9 protein-coding genes are annotated in these 14,982 nt (G+C 64.7%); all 9 read left to right on the plus strand.

Annotated features, from left to right (window positions below):
• Nucleotides 1–3 precede the first annotated feature (3 nt).
• The 9 genes from HU767_RS15980 to tagQ all read left to right on the plus strand — a co-directional run bounded on the left by HU767_RS15980 (nucleotide 4) and on the right by tagQ (nucleotide 13,950).
• The gene (locus HU767_RS15980) at nucleotides 4–1,314 is read left to right on the plus strand and encodes a DotU family type VI secretion system protein (RefSeq protein ID WP_186710249.1); all 1,311 of its coding nucleotides are present in this window, start codon (nucleotides 4–6) and stop codon (nucleotides 1,312–1,314) included.
• Nucleotides 1,311–4,811, plus strand: coding sequence for a type VI secretion system membrane subunit TssM (gene tssM, locus HU767_RS15985; RefSeq protein ID WP_186729963.1), 3,501 nt, complete (start codon nucleotides 1,311–1,313; stop codon nucleotides 4,809–4,811). The genes HU767_RS15980 and tssM overlap by 4 nt, the downstream gene beginning before the upstream one ends.
• Nucleotides 4,808–5,461, plus strand: coding sequence for a type VI secretion system-associated protein TagF (gene tagF, locus HU767_RS15990; RefSeq protein ID WP_186729964.1), 654 nt, complete (start codon nucleotides 4,808–4,810; stop codon nucleotides 5,459–5,461). The genes tssM and tagF overlap by 4 nt, the downstream gene beginning before the upstream one ends.
• Nucleotides 5,462–6,193 carry a protein phosphatase 2C domain-containing protein gene (locus tag HU767_RS15995; protein WP_186729965.1) on the plus strand — a complete coding sequence of 244 codons (732 nt, stop codon included), beginning with the start codon at nucleotides 5,462–5,464 and terminating at the stop codon, nucleotides 6,191–6,193.
• Nucleotides 6,190–9,291, plus strand: coding sequence for a serine/threonine-protein kinase (locus tag HU767_RS16000; RefSeq protein ID WP_186729966.1), 3,102 nt, complete (start codon nucleotides 6,190–6,192; stop codon nucleotides 9,289–9,291). The genes HU767_RS15995 and HU767_RS16000 overlap by 4 nt, the downstream gene beginning before the upstream one ends.
• Nucleotides 9,291–10,007 (plus strand): ABC transporter ATP-binding protein, encoded by a 717-nt coding sequence (locus HU767_RS16005; protein ID WP_186710283.1) that lies wholly within the window; start codon nucleotides 9,291–9,293, stop codon nucleotides 10,005–10,007. Before HU767_RS16000 ends, HU767_RS16005 begins: the two co-directional genes overlap by 1 nt.
• Nucleotides 10,007–11,203, plus strand: coding sequence for an ABC transporter permease (locus HU767_RS16010; protein ID WP_186710240.1), 1,197 nt, complete (start codon nucleotides 10,007–10,009; stop codon nucleotides 11,201–11,203). Before HU767_RS16005 ends, HU767_RS16010 begins: the two co-directional genes overlap by 1 nt.
• Entirely contained in the window at nucleotides 11,181–12,923 is a 1,743-nt protein-coding gene (locus tag HU767_RS16015; RefSeq protein WP_186729967.1) for an SUMF1/EgtB/PvdO family nonheme iron enzyme, read from the plus strand. The genes HU767_RS16010 and HU767_RS16015 overlap by 23 nt, the downstream gene beginning before the upstream one ends.
• An 85-nt stretch (nucleotides 12,924–13,008) precedes the next feature.
• On the plus strand, nucleotides 13,009–13,950 hold the full coding sequence (gene tagQ / locus HU767_RS16020; RefSeq protein WP_186710235.1) for a type VI secretion system-associated lipoprotein TagQ: 942 nt from the start codon (nucleotides 13,009–13,011) through the stop codon (nucleotides 13,948–13,950).
• Nucleotides 13,951–14,982: the final 1,032 nt, after the last annotated feature.

The raw sequence follows: 14,982 nt of genomic DNA on the forward strand, positions 1-14,982 counted from the left end.
GCGATGAGCAACGACGATCGTACCCAGTTCATGCCGACGCCCGGTGGCCGTGGCGCCGATCCATTTCGCCCGGACCCTGGCCGGCCCCAGCCTGCGCCGGCGTCCGCGCCGCTGTCGATGCCGGCCGCGCCGGTCCTGACCGGTAAGGCCGAGGGCCTCAACCCGCTGGAAAGCGCCGCCGGCCCGTTGCTGGCCTTGCTGACGCGCCTGCGCAACACCATCGCCCACCCGGCGCCGGCCAGTTTGCGTGCGCAACTGCTGGCCTACCTGCGCCAATTCGAAGAGCGCGCCGAGGCCGCCGGCGTGGTGCGCAACGATGTGTTGCTGGCCCGCTACGCCTTGTGCACCGCCTTGGACGAAGCGGTGTTGAGCACCCCATGGGGCGGCACCAGCGACTGGGGCAAGCAAAGCCTGCTGATCACCGTGCACAACGAAGCCTGGGGCGGCGAGAAGGTGTTCCAGTTGCTGGAGCATTGCCTGCAAAGCCCCCGCGAGCGCCTGTATCTGCTGGAGCTTTTGTACCTGTGCATGTGCCTCGGTTTCGAAGGGCGTTACCGGGTAATGAACGACGGTCGCAGCCAACTGGAAGCGTTGCGTGAGCGCACCAGCGCGGTGATCCGCAGCGCCCGGGGCGACTATGAGCGCGAGCTGTCGCCGCACTGGCGTGGGGTCACCGTGGCCCGCGATCGCCTGGCGCAATTCATGCCGCCATGGATCGCCGTGGCCATTGGCGTGGCCCTGCTGTTGGCCCTGCTGTTCGGCCTGCGCATGAAACTGGCCTCCGATGCCGAGCCGGTGTTCAAGAACATTCATTTCCTCGGTGAGATCCCGGTGCAGACCATCGACCGTCCCGTGGTGCAGCCGAAAGTGATCGAGCGCCCACGCCTGGCCGGCTTCCTCGCCGACGAAATCCGCGCCAACCGCATTGCGGTGGAAGATGCCGTCGACCGCTCGGTGGTGACCATCCGTGGCGATGAACTGTTCGCCTCGGGCAGCGCCAGCATCAAGGACGATTTCCAGCCATTGATGCTGCGCATCGCCGATGCGGTGCGCAAGGTCAAGGGCCAGGTCCTGGTCACCGGCCACAGCGACAATCGGCCGATCGCCACCCTCCGGTTCCCGTCCAACTGGGCGTTGTCCGAAGCGCGGGCGCAATCGGTGCTGCAAATTCTCTCGGCCAAGACCGGCCAGCCCGAGCGCTTCAGCGCCGAGGGCCGCAGCGACACCGAGCCGCTGGCGTCCAACGCCACCACAGAGGGGCGTGCGCGCAATCGTCGGGTTGAAATCACAGTATTGGCGGAGGGGGTCGAGTGAAGGCGTTTTTCAGTTTTATGACCCGCTGGGTCATCCCATTGCTGGGGCTGATCGCCCTGAGCCTGATCATCTGGTTCGTCGGCCCACTGCTCGATTGGCTGGTGCCCGAAGGCCGGCGCTGGGCCTTGATCATTCTGGTGTTCGCGGTGTGGATCGCCTATCGGGTGTTCCGCATCATCCAGGCCCGCCGTCAGGCCGCCGAAGTGATGCGCAGCCTGGCCGCGCAAACCCCGCCGGACCCGACCAGCATCGCCACCGCCGAAGAACTCGAAACCCTGCGCCAGCGCATGGACGAAGCCTTGGCCCTGCTCAAGAAAGCCAAGCTGGGCGGCGACGAGCGCCGTAACCTCTACGAGCTGCCGTGGTACGTGATCATCGGCCCGCCGGGTTCGGGCAAGACCACCGCCCTGGTCAACTCCGGGCTGCATTTCCCGCTGGCCGCGCAATTGGGCGCCGGTGCCGTGCGCGGTGTCGGCGGTACGCGCAATTGCGATTGGTGGTTCACCGACCAGGCGGTCCTGCTCGACACCGCCGGCCGCTACACCACCCAGGACAGCGACGCGACCATCGACAAGGCCGCGTGGCTGGGCTTCCTCGGCCTGCTGAAAAAACAACGGGCCCGACGTCCGATTGACGGGGCGTTCATCGCCATCAGCCTGTCCGACCTGCTGCTGGGCAGCGACGCCGAGCGCGCCGCCCACGCCGCGGCGATTCGCTTGCGGATCCAGGAGTTGTACACCCAACTGGGCGTGCGCTTCCCGATCTACCTGATGCTCACCAAGCTCGACCTCGTGCCGGGGTTCATGGAGTATTTCGACACCCTGAGCAAGGAAGAGCGCGCCCAGGTCTGGGGCATGACCTTCGCCCTGGACGATGGCAAGAGCAACGACAGCCCGCTGGCGCACCTGCAAAGCGAATTCACCGGCCTTGAGCAGCGCCTCAACGACCGCCTGGTGGAGCGCCTGCAACAAGAGCGTGACCCGGCGCGGCGTGACCTGATCTACGGCTTCCCGCAGCAGTTCGGCGCCTTGAAGGATTGCCTGCAAAGCTTCCTCGAGGGCGTGTTCAAACCCAACGCCTTCGAAGAGCGGGTGTTGCTGCGCGGTGTGTATTTCACCAGCGGCACCCAGGAAGGCAGCCCGATCGATCGCCTGATCGGCTCCATGGCCCAAAGCATGAACCTGGACCGCCAGCACCTGGCGCGCCAGACCGGCACCGGGCGCAGCTACTTCATCGAAAAACTCTTCACCGCCGTGGCCTTCGCCGAGCGTGGGCTGGTGGGCGTCGATCCGAAAGTCGAGCGGCGACGCAAGTGGATCGCCCGCGGTGTGCTGGCTTCCACGGTGGTGTTGGTGTTGGTGGTCAGCACGTTGTGGTGGGTCAGCTACCGCGCCAACCAGGCCTACATCGCCCAGGTCGATCAGAAGGTCGCGCCATTGGGCCAGACCGTGCAGAACCTCAGCCCGGCACAACGGGATGTACTCGCGGTGTTGCCGCTGCTCAACGCGGTGAAGCACCTGGCCGACGACGCCCCGAGCTGGGCCGAAGGCCTGGGCCTGTACCAAGGCGACATGCTTGAAGCCGAGTCCGGCAGCGTCTATCGCAAGCTGCTGATCGCGGTGTTCGCGCCACGCCTGCTAACGCGCATCGAAGAGCAACTGCACAGCGGTGGCAATTCGGATTTCCTCTATGAAGGCTTGAAGGCCTACCTGATGCTTGCCGACACCGAGCATTACGACGCCGACTTCATCAAGGCCTGGATCGCCCTGGATTGGGATCGCAGCCTGCCACGGGATTTGCCGGCCGAGCAGCGCCAGGCCCTGACCGGGCATTTGCAGGCGCTGTTCGAACGGCGTCCGCCCCTCGCGCGCCTTGACCCGCGCCTGGTCGAAGACCTGCGCCGCCAGTTGCAGCAATTGCCGGTGGCCCAGCGGGTTTATGACCGGATCAAGCGCCAGAAACTGCCCGAAGGCATCCCGGACTTCCGCATCAACGAAGCCGCCGGGCGTGACGCAGCGCTGGTGTTCAGCCGCAAGAGCGGCAAGCCATTGGGCGAACCCTTGAGCGGGTTCTTCACCGTCAAGGGCTACCGCCAGGGTTTCTTGCTCAGCAGCCTGAGCCAGACCGGCACCCTGGCCGAAGAGCAATGGGTGCTGGGCCACGAAGAGGCCGACCAGCAGAACGTCGCCAGCCTGGCCGCCGACGTGCGTCGCCTGTACTTCCAGGATTATCTGCGCCAATGGGACGCCTTGCTGGCCGACATCGACTTCGTGCCGATCACCAGCGTGGCCCAGGCCGCCGATGTGCTGCGGGTGATTTCCGGCCCGACCTCGCCGTTGAAAAAACTGCTGGTGGCGGTGGCGAAGGAAACCGACCTGCAACAGGACGAACGCCTGCTGGCCGCCCAAGGTGCGCCGGTAGAAGGCGGTGTGGACAAACTCAAGGAACGCCTGGGCAGCTTGCTCGGCCAGGAGCAGGCGACGCAAAACGCACCGGCGCAAAGCGATGACCCGATCACCGCGCACTTCGCCGAGCTCAACAGCATCGTCAGCAAAAGCGAAGGCGAGCCGGCGGCTATCGACGGCCTGCTGGCGGACATGAACGCCCTGTACGTGCAGGTCAGCGCCATGGTCGGTGCCAGCGGCGACGCCTTGCTCGGCGAAGCCAAGAACCAGGCCTCGGCCGCCGCCACCCGCGTCAGCCTCAACGCAGAACGCCAGCCGCCGCTGGTGCAGGGCCTGGTCAAGTCGGTGGTCAACTCCACCACCAACAGCATGATGGGCGGGGTGCGCAACCAACTGAACGCCGCCTGGACCAGCGAAGTGGTGAACATCTATCGCCAATCCCTGGCCGGGCGCTATCCGATGTCGCCAGGCAGCGCGCGGGACGCGACCCTGGATGACTTCGGTCAGTTCTTCGGCGTCGGCGGGGTGATGGACAACTACTTCCGCAAGTACCTGCAACCCTACGTCGACACCTCGACCCCGACCTGGCGCTGGCAACCGGGCGCGGCGCAGAAGCTCGGCATCGCCCCTGGCGTGCTGCAGACCTTCCAGCGCGCGGCGACCATCCGCGATGCGTTCTTCCGTTCCGGCGGCACGCAGCCGATGGTGCGTTTCGAGCTCAAGCCGGTGGCGATGGACTCGACCATCACCCAGTTCCTGCTCGACCTCGACGGCCAGCAACTGAGCTACGACCACGGCCCAAGCCGCCCGACCGCCATGCAGTGGCCGAACCCGGGCAGCATCGGCGTGGTGCGGATCTCGATCATGCCGCCGTCGTCCAACGGTCGCTCCGGCATCACCCTGGATGGGCCGTGGGCCTGGTTCCGGCTGCTGGAGCAATCGGACCTGACCGCCGGCAACTCGCCGGACCGCTTCAACCTGCGGCTGCGGGTCGACGGCGCCAGCGCCTCTTATGAGCTGCGGGCCAACAGCGCCTTCAACCCATTCAAGAGCCGGGTGCTCAGCGGCTTCAGCCTGCCGGAGCGGCTATGAGTACACCGGGCTTCTATGGAAAGTTGGCCAGCCGCGGCGATTTCGTCAGCCGTGGCTTGCCCCAGAGTTTTATCGGCCCGTGGGATTCGTGGCTGGCGGCGGGTTTGCTCGCCAGCCAGACCAGCCTCGGCGAGCGCTGGCTGGACGCCTATCTGGTCAGCCCGCTGTGGCGCTTCATGGTCGCGCCGGGGGTGTGTGGCCCGGACGCCGCTGTTGGGGTGGTGATGCCGAGCATCGATCGGGTCGGTCGTTATTTTCCGCTGACCATTGCCGTGCTGCTGGAGCCTGACGCGGACCCGGCCTCGGTGGTGGGCGGCGCGGACGAGTGGTTCGAGCGGGTCGAGAACCTGTTGTTGAGTACGTTGAGCGTCGAGGCCAGTTTCGAGGCGTTCAACGAACAACTGGAAACCCTCGGCAGCCCGATGTACCTGCCGCGCACGCCGAGCAGCCGTTTCGCCAGCCTGCATCGCTTCGATGCCAGCGACCCGCAGCGGCGCATGAGCGCCCTGGCCGAGGCGGCCTGTGAAGGTGTGAGCCTGTGGTGGGGCCAGGGATCGGAGCGCATTGCCCCGGGTTTGATGCGCTGCCGGGGATTGCCGGCGGCGGCTGATTTTGCGCAATTTTTGCTCGGCCAAGAAGGTGTTGTGTAGATGCGTCCAAGTGCCGGAAAAGCAATCAAGTCTGCAAGCAAGAGCCATGTCGGGATGGTCCGCCAAGTCAATGAAGACGCCTGCCTGGACCTGCCGGAAAACGGCCTCTGGGTCGTGGCCGACGGCATGGGCGGGCACGCGGCGGGCGACTACGTCAGCAGCCTGATCGTCGACAGCCTGCGCGGCATTGCCGTGGGGCGTTCGCTGGACGAATACGTCGCGGCGCTGCAAAGCGACCTGCTGCGGGTCAACGCCGCCGTGCGTGAAGAAACCGCCAACCGTGGCGTGACGATGATGGGCAGCACCGTGGTGGTGCTGGCCGTCCGCGACTTGCGTGGCATGTGCCTGTGGGCCGGTGACAGCCGTTTGTATCGCCTGCGCGACGGCGTGCTCGAAGGCGTCTCCCGGGACCACAGCTATGTCCAGGACTTGCAGGACAGCGGCCTGCTCAGCGAAGCCGAGGCGCGCGTGCATCCACGGGCCAACATCGTCACGCGGGCCATCGGCGTCGAGGCGCAACTGAACGTGGCGCTGACCGAACTGCTGCTGGTGCCTGGCGACAGCTACTTGTTGTGCAGCGACGGGCTGACCAAGACCGTCGAGGACGATGAAATCCGTGAAGTGTTGAGCCACGACGAGCCCGGCGAAATCGCCAGCAGCCTGGTGTCCCTGGGCCTGATGCGCGGCGCGCCGGACAACATCACCGTGGTGGTCGTGAAGGTGCCGTCATGAGCTTGACCTTGAACATTGTCATCCCCGGCTACGACATCGAAGGGCCGATCGGCGAAGGTGCGATGGCCAGCGTGTACCTGGCGACCCAGCGTTCGCTGGAGCGCAAGGTGGCGTTGAAAGTCATGGCCGCCGCCCTGGCCGCCGACCCGACTTTCTGCGAGCGTTTCCTGCGCGAAGGCAAGACCCTGGCGCGCTTGTCGCATCCGCACACCGTCACCATCCATGACATCGGCAACGTCGGTGAGCTGTATTACATGGCGATGGAATACCTGCCCAACGGCACGCTCAAGGAACGCATCGCCGCGGGCCTGACGCCGGAGCAGGGCCTGACCTACATTCGCCAGATCGCTTCGGCATTGGGTTATGCCCACGGTTTGGGCCTGGTCCACCGTGACGTCAAGCCGGCCAACATCCTGTTCCGCGCCGATGGCACGGCGGTGCTCTCGGACTTCGGCATCGCCAAGTCCCTCGACGACCGCACCCAGTTCACCCAGGCTGGCTTTGCTGTGGGTACGCCCAGCTACATGAGCCCGGAACAGGCCCGTGGGCAAGACATCGACGGTCGCGCCGACCTGTATGCCCTGGGCGTGGTGCTCTACGAAATCCTCGTCGGCAAACTGCCGTACACCGGCAACGACGCACTCTCCACGGCCCTGGCGCACCTGACCGAGCCGTTGCCGGAGTTACCGGTGCATCACGGCCGTTACCAGGACGTGTTGCGCAAGTTGCTGGCGAAGGACCCGGCGGAGCGTTTCCCGGACGCGGCGGCGTTGCTGCGGGCGTTGGATAACCTGCCTGAGGCATTGGCGGAAGCGACGCTGATCCGGCCGTTGTCGTTTGAACTGCCGGTCACGCCGCCTGCGGTGGATGACTTGGCGGGCTTGACGCCCATGTCCATCGATATTCCGAGCGGCCCGGCTTATTCCCCTCCGCCGTCACAACCGCAGTCCAAACCCGTTCCGCCGCCGATAAAACCGACGGTTCAATCCTCGGTGTCGGAGCAGCGCAAGGGGCCGGTGTTCGCCCTGGCCGCCGTTGCGGTCGCCGTGGCGCTGGCGTTGGGTGGCGCGGGTTATTGGTGGTTGGCCGGTGACGATGGCAAGGACGTGAAGACGCCCGTGGCCACGAACACCTCGGTCAAGCCACCGGAAGTGAAGCCGCCGAAGGCCCCGGAAGTGCCAGCGGTCAAACCACCCGTCATCCCTGCGGCTCAGCCCCCTGTGACGACCGAGGCCGATGGCGGCCAGCGTCCGCTCTTGATGGCCGGCAAGAAAACCCTGTTCCAGCGCGTGCTCAGCAAGCCGGGGGCGAAACTCGCCGAGGCGCCGGGCGCCGCACCGGGCAAGGCGCTGCCAGCGTTCTCCGTGCTGTACGTTTACCAGCGCAAGGACGTGGATGGCAGCGCCTGGGTGCGCGTCGGCGCGGCGACTGACGGGCGTAGCGACGGCTGGTTGCCCGCCGCCCAGGTCAGCGACTGGAAGCAGAGCCTGGTGCTCAAGTTCACTGAACGTTCCGGCCGTGCGCCGGTGATGTTCCTGCGTCAGCCCGGCGAGGTGGAAAAGCTCCTGGCTAACCCTTCGGCGGCCAAGAACGTGCTGCTCAAGGCCCAGCAGAGCCCCCAGGAAGATCAACAAGTGCTGGCCCTGGAACCGGCCGCCAGCGCCGTGCCGCAGAGCCAGTTCTATCTGTTGCCGATCTTCGATTCCCGCGAGAGCCTCGATGAGAACGGCCAGCCGGTGCAGTTGCTGAATGTGGCGTCCATCGATCCGGGCAACACGCCCAGGGCTTCGAACAACAACACGCCGATCACCACTGCCAACGCCGATGCATTCCGCACCGCCGTAGTGCTGGTGGTGGACACCACCGTGTCGATGCAGCCCTACATCGACCAGGTGCGCGATGTGGTCCATCAACTGCAAACCCGCATCGCCGAGCGCGGCGAGTTGGACAGTGTCAGTTTCGGCATGGTGGGTTTCCGCAGTAGCATCCAGAAAACCCCGGGCCTGGAATACGTCGCCAAGACCTTGATCACCCTCGAACAGGGCCGCGACCCGCAACGCTTCATGGAGCTGGCACGGCAGGTCAAGGCCTCCACGGTGTCGAGCCATTCGTTCAACGAAGATGCGTTCGCCGGGGTCATGGAAGCCGTCGAGGGCATGGACTGGTCCGGTTACGGCGGGCGCTTGATCCTGTTGGTCACCGACGCCGGCGCCCTGCGCAAGAACGACCCGTTTGCCGCCACGCAAATGAACGAGGCCGAAGTGCGCCAGGCGGCGCTGGGCAAGCAGATCAAGATCTACGCCCTGCACCTGCTCAGCGACGCCGGCAAGAAAACCCATGCCGGCGCCCAGAGCCAATACTGGACCCTGACCGCCGACGCCAACCCGCAGATCGGCGACCTGTACATTCCGGTGCCCGGCGCGGATGTGCGCAAATTCGGCGAGCGGGTCGACGAGATCGGTTCGGTGTTCGCCGACTTGGTGCACCAGGTGCGCAGCAACAAGCCGCAAAGCGTGCCGCTGCTCAGCGCCGCGCCGAGCCTGGCCGACAAATCGGCCGCGGTCGGCTACGCGATGCACATGGACTTTTTGGGACGCAAATCCGCCAGCCAGGCGCCGCAACTGGTCAGCGCCTGGACCGCCGACCGCGACCTGACCAACCCGGCGCTGCCGGCGTTCCAGGTCTGCGTGATGCTGACCAAGCTGCAACTCAACGACCTGCAACAGTCGCTGAAACTGATCGTCGACGCGGCCCGCAAGACCCAGAGCTCGCCCAAGGATTTCTTCCAGGAAATCGCCAGCGCCAGTGCCTACATGAGCCGCGACCCGTCGGCCCTGCGCAAGGGGGGCAACCTCGCCGATGGCGGGATTCTTGGCGAGTACCTGGAAGGGCTGCCGTACCGCAGCAAGTCGCTGAACATGACCCAGGACCTGTGGCTGTCCTTGAGCGTGGCCGAGCAGGAAGATTTCATCGACGAGCTGGATTCGAAAATCCGCCTCTACGAAACCTTCCACAACGACCTCGCCAACTGGGTGCGCTTCGGCGACGCCGAGCCGGGCGACGCCTTGTACCGCGTTCCGTTGTCGACGCTGCCGTGATGCTGACCCTGAACGCCGTGCACAAAAGCCGGGGCGCCGGCAGCCAGCGCTACAGCCTGGTGATTCCACGGCTGCATTTGCGCGGCGGTGAACAACTGGCGGTGGTCGGCCCCAGCGGCTGTGGCAAGAGCACCTTGTTGGATATGTTGGCGCTGGTGTTGGCGCCGGATCAGGCCGGGCAGTTCGATTTCACGCCCGCCGACACGCCGCTGGACATCGCCAAATTGTGGCGTGCGTCGCAACAGGGCACCTTGGCCGAGCTGCGCAGCCGTTACCTGGGTTATGTTCTGCAAACCGGCGGCCTGCTGGGTTTTTTGGATGTGCGTGGCAACATCGCGTTGTCGCGCAAATTGCTGGGCTTGAAGGATGACGCTAGCGTGACGCGCCTGGCTGGGCAGTTGGACATTGCCGATCAACTGGACAAGAAACCGGCGGACTTATCCGTCGGCCAACGCCAGCGGGTCAGTTGTGCCCGGGCGTTGGCCCACGGCCCACGCCTGTTGCTGGCCGATGAGCCGACCGCCGCCCTCGACCCGCTGAACGCCGAGCGCGTCATGCAGTTGCTCGTGGCCCAGGCCCGCGAACACGGCGTCTGCTGCGTAGTTGCCACCCACGACGAAGCGCTGGCCCGGGCCAGCGGCTTGCAGGTACGGCGCATCAGTTGCCGTCGCGATGCCGACGGCGGTGTCACCGCCACACTCGGGGAGGCCTGCTGATGCGCGGCGCGCTGGTGGCTTCCCTGGCCTGGCAGGATTACCGCAACGATGCCTGGCTGTCGGCCTGCTCGGTGCTGGCTTTGGTGGCCGTGGTGGCGCCGTTGCTGGTGTTGTTCGGCTTGAAGTTCGGCCTGGTCAGCAGCCTGACCGAGCGCTTGCAGAACGACCCGGCCACCCGGGAAATCATCCCCTTGGGCGGCGGTCGCTTCGGTGCCGAATTCATCGACCAATTGAGCCAGCGCGGTGATGTGGCCTTTGCCTTGCCGCGCACCCGGCAGATCGCCGCCACGGCGGATTTGAGCAGCGAGGCGTCGGCTGTCACGGTCGAGATGATTCCCACCGCGGCCAACGATCCGTTGTTCGATCACTTGCCGGTGCCCCAAGGCTTGGATCAAGTGGTGCTCAGCCAGACCGCCGCTGAAAAACTCGGGGCCAAGGCGGGTGATTGGCTGCAGGCCAGTTTCGGCCGGCAGGTGGCCGGTCGCAGCGAGGCCCAGCGCACCCGCGTGCAGGTGCTGCAGGTGCTGCCGCTGGAAGCCTTCGCCCGGGACGGTCTGTTCGCGCCGCTGGCGTTGCTGGAGGCGGCGGAGGATTACCGCGACGGCCGTGCCGTGCCTGCGTTCGGCTGGCCGGGCGATGCGGTGGGCGAGGCCGGGCAGCGCGTGTATCCGGCGTTTCGCTTGTATGCTCGCAGCCTCGGCGATGTCGAGCCGCTGCGGCAGTATTTCGCCGGGCAGAACCTGTTGGTATCGACCCAGGCCCAGACCATCGCACAAGTGCAATCGTTGAGCCGCAACCTGTCGATCGTGTTCTGGATCATCGCCGGGTTGGCCTTGGCCGGCGCGTTCGCGGCGATCTTTGCCGGTGCCTTGGCGGCGGTCGAGCGTAAGCGTCGGGAATTGTCGGTGTTGCGCCTGTTGGGGGTTTCCACCGCGGCGCTGTTGCTGTTCGTGGTGTTGCAGGCGCTCTACAGCGCCACGTTTGCGGCCCTGCTCAGTGCCGGCCTGTATGGCCTGGCGCAGTCGGGCCTGAATTATTTATTTGCACAGATGCCCGGCGAATACGCCAGTCATCTGTTGGTGCGTCACTACACCTTGGCCCTGGTGGCCGTGCTCGGCGTCAGCGCCGTCGCGGCGGCTTGCGGCGGCTGGCGAGTGGCGCGCATCCAGGCGTGTGAAGGAATTCGCGATGTATAAGTTATTGGGCGCCGCCGTGGCGCTGAGCCTCGCCAGCCTGACATGGGCTGATGAAGCCACGGACAAGCTGGACAACCCCAAGCCATTGCCCGACGACGTCAGCCTGCCGCTGCCGTGCGAAGGCCAGATGGTGTTCCGCTACGTCTACATCCTCGCCCAGGGCACCCTGGATGACCGCGAGATCAGCCTCGGCTACCCGTTCAGCGAAGGCGAGGCGGGCTATCAGCAGTCGTTCATTTCCGGCTACCGGCGCGACTTCATCAACGGCCAGTTCACCCTCAAGGACCTGCCCAAGGACTGGAACACGACCATCACGCCGTTGATGCCCAAGACCGACGCCAAGACGCCGCTCAAGCCGATGCTGTACTTCATTGGCAAGTACGAGGTCACGGCGCGGCAATACGCCCAGGTCATGGCCCAGGCCCAATCGCTTGCCAGCGGCGAAGCGGCGCCGGCCTGCGAAACCTTGCAAGCCGAGTTGCCCCAAGGCGTGGCCGGGCGTTTGCCCAAGGTGAAACTGTCGAAATTCGAGGCCGAGCGCTTCTCGGCGGTGTACAGCGCCTGGCTGATGAAATACCACAAGGACTTGCTGCCGGTGAGCGGTCGCGGCACCTCCGCCGAAGACGGCGGGCTGGGTTTCGTGCGCTTGCCAACGGAAGTCGAGTGGGAATTCGCTGCCCGTGGCGGCCAAGCCGTGAGTCGTCAGGACCTGGAGGGGCGTCTGTTCCCTCGGCGCCTGGAAGGCAGTGAAAGCGACGGCCCCCTGGCCGATTGGGCGGTGTTCAACCAGGTCGCCGGCGGCACTGGCCAGGCGGCGCGGCTGATGCCCATCGGCACCAAGTTGCCGAACCCCATCGGCTTGTTCGATGTGGTGGGCAACGCTGCCGAGATGGTCCAGGAATCCTTCCAGTTGGTGCATGCCGGTCGCCGCCAGGGCGCCTATGGCGGCTTCGTGGTCAAGGGCGGCAACTACCTGGAAGGCGAGGGCACGCTGTTCACCGGCATGCGCCGCGAGTACCCGTTGTTCACGGCAGATGGCACTGAGCAAAGCAACGAGACCACCGGTTTTCGCGTGGCCGTCGGCGCGTTGTCGGCGCCGCGTTCGCGCTACAAGGAATTGTTCGCCCAATGGCAGAAAGAGGGGCGGCTCGCGTCGCTGACCGACGCCATCGACGACGCCGACGACCCGACCAAGCGCCTGGACAGCATCATCGCCGCCAGCGTCGATCCGCGCCTGCAAGCCGAACTGGGCCTGGTCAACGAAGAGCTCAAGCGCAACGTCTCGCTCATCGCCCAGCAGCGCGAGGAAGCAGCGGGCAACCTGATCCAGTCCTCGGCCCTGGTGGCCGAGACCGTCAACAACTACAACATTCGCCTGACCAATCTGCAGAACAGTCGGCAAGCCGCCTTGGACGCCAAGGACGAGGCCAGCGCCACGCTGTTCGCCACGGCCATCGACAACGGCCGCAGCGCGCTGGATGGCGCGGTGGCGATCTACATCGACAACCTGGCCACCGGCACGCGCTACACCGATGCCGTGATCCAGGCGCAGTTTCAACGCATCAAGGAAGAGTTGGAGCGCAAGCCGGTACTGGGCAAGAGCCTGGTGACGCGTGCAACGTTATTCGTTCGTCATGTCGGGGATTATCGTCAGCAAAAACGAGCCGACCCGGCGGCGATATTGAAGGAATTGCTCGCATCGAACGCTCAGCGGTCTTGAGTGTTCGTTGTCAGCGAGCTTGGAAGGGACTCAGGCGGCGATAGCGCCGTGCTGAGCTGGTCAACACTTAAAAGAGAACACAACTATGCTTTTCTCCCGTAAACCTTTGGCTTCGGTTTCCAAGCGTCACTTGCTGATGGTCGCTGTCGGCTTCAGCACCGTACTGACCGGCTGCGCCACGTCGCCGACGTCCAAGGTCGCGTCGAGCACCAAGGTCGAGTACTACCCGAACTGCTACGAGCCGGTGCAGCACTTGCGCGCCACCGAAGGCAACATGACCAAGTCGGTTGTCACCGGTGCGGCCGTTGGCGCGGTCGGCGGGGCGCTGCTGGGCGCCCTGACCGCTGACAAGGAAGATCGTGGTCGCAACGCCGCCATCGGTGCTGCGGGCGGCGCCTTGGCCGGTGGTGCCGCCGGTTATTACACCGAGCGCCAGAAGCAGATCGCCGATGACAACATGCGCATCGCTTCCTACGCTGCTGATGTCAGCAAAAGCGCTTCGGACATCGACCGTAGCACCGCCTACGCCAAGACCTCGCAGCAGTGCTACCAGAACGCGTTCAGCAAACTGGTTGCCGACCGCAAGGCCAAGACCATCAACGACACCGAGGGCCGTAAGCGCCTGGCGGAAATCGTCGCTGGCCTGAAAGAGTCGAACGACCTGATCGTTGCGGTCAACGGCAAGGCTTCCGAAGACCTGAACAACTACACCCAGGCTTACGAGAAAGACCTGCAGCAAGTGGGTGTGCAGCGTACTGACGTGGTGACCGTGGCCACTGCCGATACCACGCAGGTTGTGGCGCAGACCACCAACAAGACCAAAATCAAGAAAGTGCAGCCGGCGAAGAAGAAAGAACTGCCAACCGTGCCTAAAGAAGCGGTCGCCACTGAGAAAACCTTGCAGGACGCCAAGGCCAAGCAGGATCAAAGCAAGCAGGTCGCCAGCGCTGGCACCACTCAGGTCAACAGCATGTGCAAAAACCCGGACCTGGGCGACTGGGCACCGGTTCCTTGCCCGAATGTTTGATTGAGTGAGGGTGGCTGATCACTTCCCTGGAGTGGTCACTGCTTTAAAACCTGTGGGAGCGAACTTGCTCGCGATAGCGCCGGTTCAGTTGGCATCTTTGTCGACTGACCCACCGCCATCGCGAGCAAGCTCGCTCCCACAGTTGTTTTTGGGGCGATCGAAATGTCCGCAACACCCCCAATCCCCTGTGGGAGCGAGCCTGCTCGCGAAGGCGGCGGTTCAGCTTGCATCATTGTTGCCTGACACTCCGCTATCGCGAGCAGGCTCGCACACAGTTGTTTTTGGGGCGATCGAAATGTCCGCAACACCCCCAATCCCCTGTGGGAGCGGGCTTGCTCGCGAAGGCGTCTGTTCAGTCGGTATCAATGTCGCCTGATACTCCGCTTTCGCGAGCAAGCCCGCTCCCACAATGGGTTGGTGTTGAACCTGATATTCGGTTCGACACAGAACCCTGTGGGAGCGAACTTGCTCGCGATAGCGCCGGTTCAGTTGGCATCTTTGTCGACTGACCCACCGCCATCGCGAGCAAGCTCGCTCCCACAGTTGTTTTTGGGGCGATCGAAATGTCCGCAACACCCCCAATCCCCTGTGGGAGCGAGCCTGCTCGCGAAGGCGGCGGTTCAGCTTGCATCATTGTTGCCTGACACTCCGCTATCGCGAGCAGGCTCGCACACAGTTGTTTTTGGGGCGATCGAAATGTCCGCAACACCCCCAATCCCCTGTGGGAGCGGGCTTGCTCGCGAAGGCGTCTGTTCAGTCGGTATCAATGTCGCCTGATACTCCGCTTTCGCGAGCAAGCCCGCTCCCACAATGGGTTGGTGTTGAACCTGATATTCGGTTCGACACAGAACCCTGTGGGAGCGAACTTGCTCGCGATAGCGCCGGTTCAGTTGGCATCTTTGTCGACTGACCCACCGCCATCGCGAGCAAGCTCGCTCCCACGGCGTTTTTCAAGGTAGTTGTCGCGTTCACCGTTTTGTTATGCCACTTTTGCGATCACAGTAAGCTCTCTTTCAGGGTTCAGATACACCG

It is taken from the genome of Pseudomonas sp. SWRI179 (assembly GCF_014268705.1).
GTDB classification, from domain to species: Bacteria; Pseudomonadota; Gammaproteobacteria; order Pseudomonadales; family Pseudomonadaceae; genus Aquipseudomonas; species Aquipseudomonas zanjanensis.

What these genes read in the sequence shown, in the direction of transcription:
- HU767_RS15995 (WP_186729965.1), top strand. Translation starts at nt 5,462, where the DNA reads ATGCGTCCAAGTGCCGGAAAAGCAATCAAGTCTGCAAGCAAGAGCCAT.
- tagQ (WP_186710235.1), top strand. Translation starts at nt 13,009, where the DNA reads ATGCTTTTCTCCCGTAAACCTTTGGCTTCGGTTTCCAAGCGTCACTTG.
- tagF (WP_186729964.1), top strand. Translation starts at nt 4,808, where the DNA reads ATGAGTACACCGGGCTTCTATGGAAAGTTGGCCAGCCGCGGCGATTTC.
- HU767_RS16010 (WP_186710240.1), top strand. Translation starts at nt 10,007, where the DNA reads ATGCGCGGCGCGCTGGTGGCTTCCCTGGCCTGGCAGGATTACCGCAAC.
- HU767_RS15980 (WP_186710249.1), top strand. Translation starts at nt 4, where the DNA reads ATGAGCAACGACGATCGTACCCAGTTCATGCCGACGCCCGGTGGCCGT.
- HU767_RS16000 (WP_186729966.1), top strand. Translation starts at nt 6,190, where the DNA reads ATGAGCTTGACCTTGAACATTGTCATCCCCGGCTACGACATCGAAGGG.
- HU767_RS16005 (WP_186710283.1), top strand. Translation starts at nt 9,291, where the DNA reads ATGCTGACCCTGAACGCCGTGCACAAAAGCCGGGGCGCCGGCAGCCAG.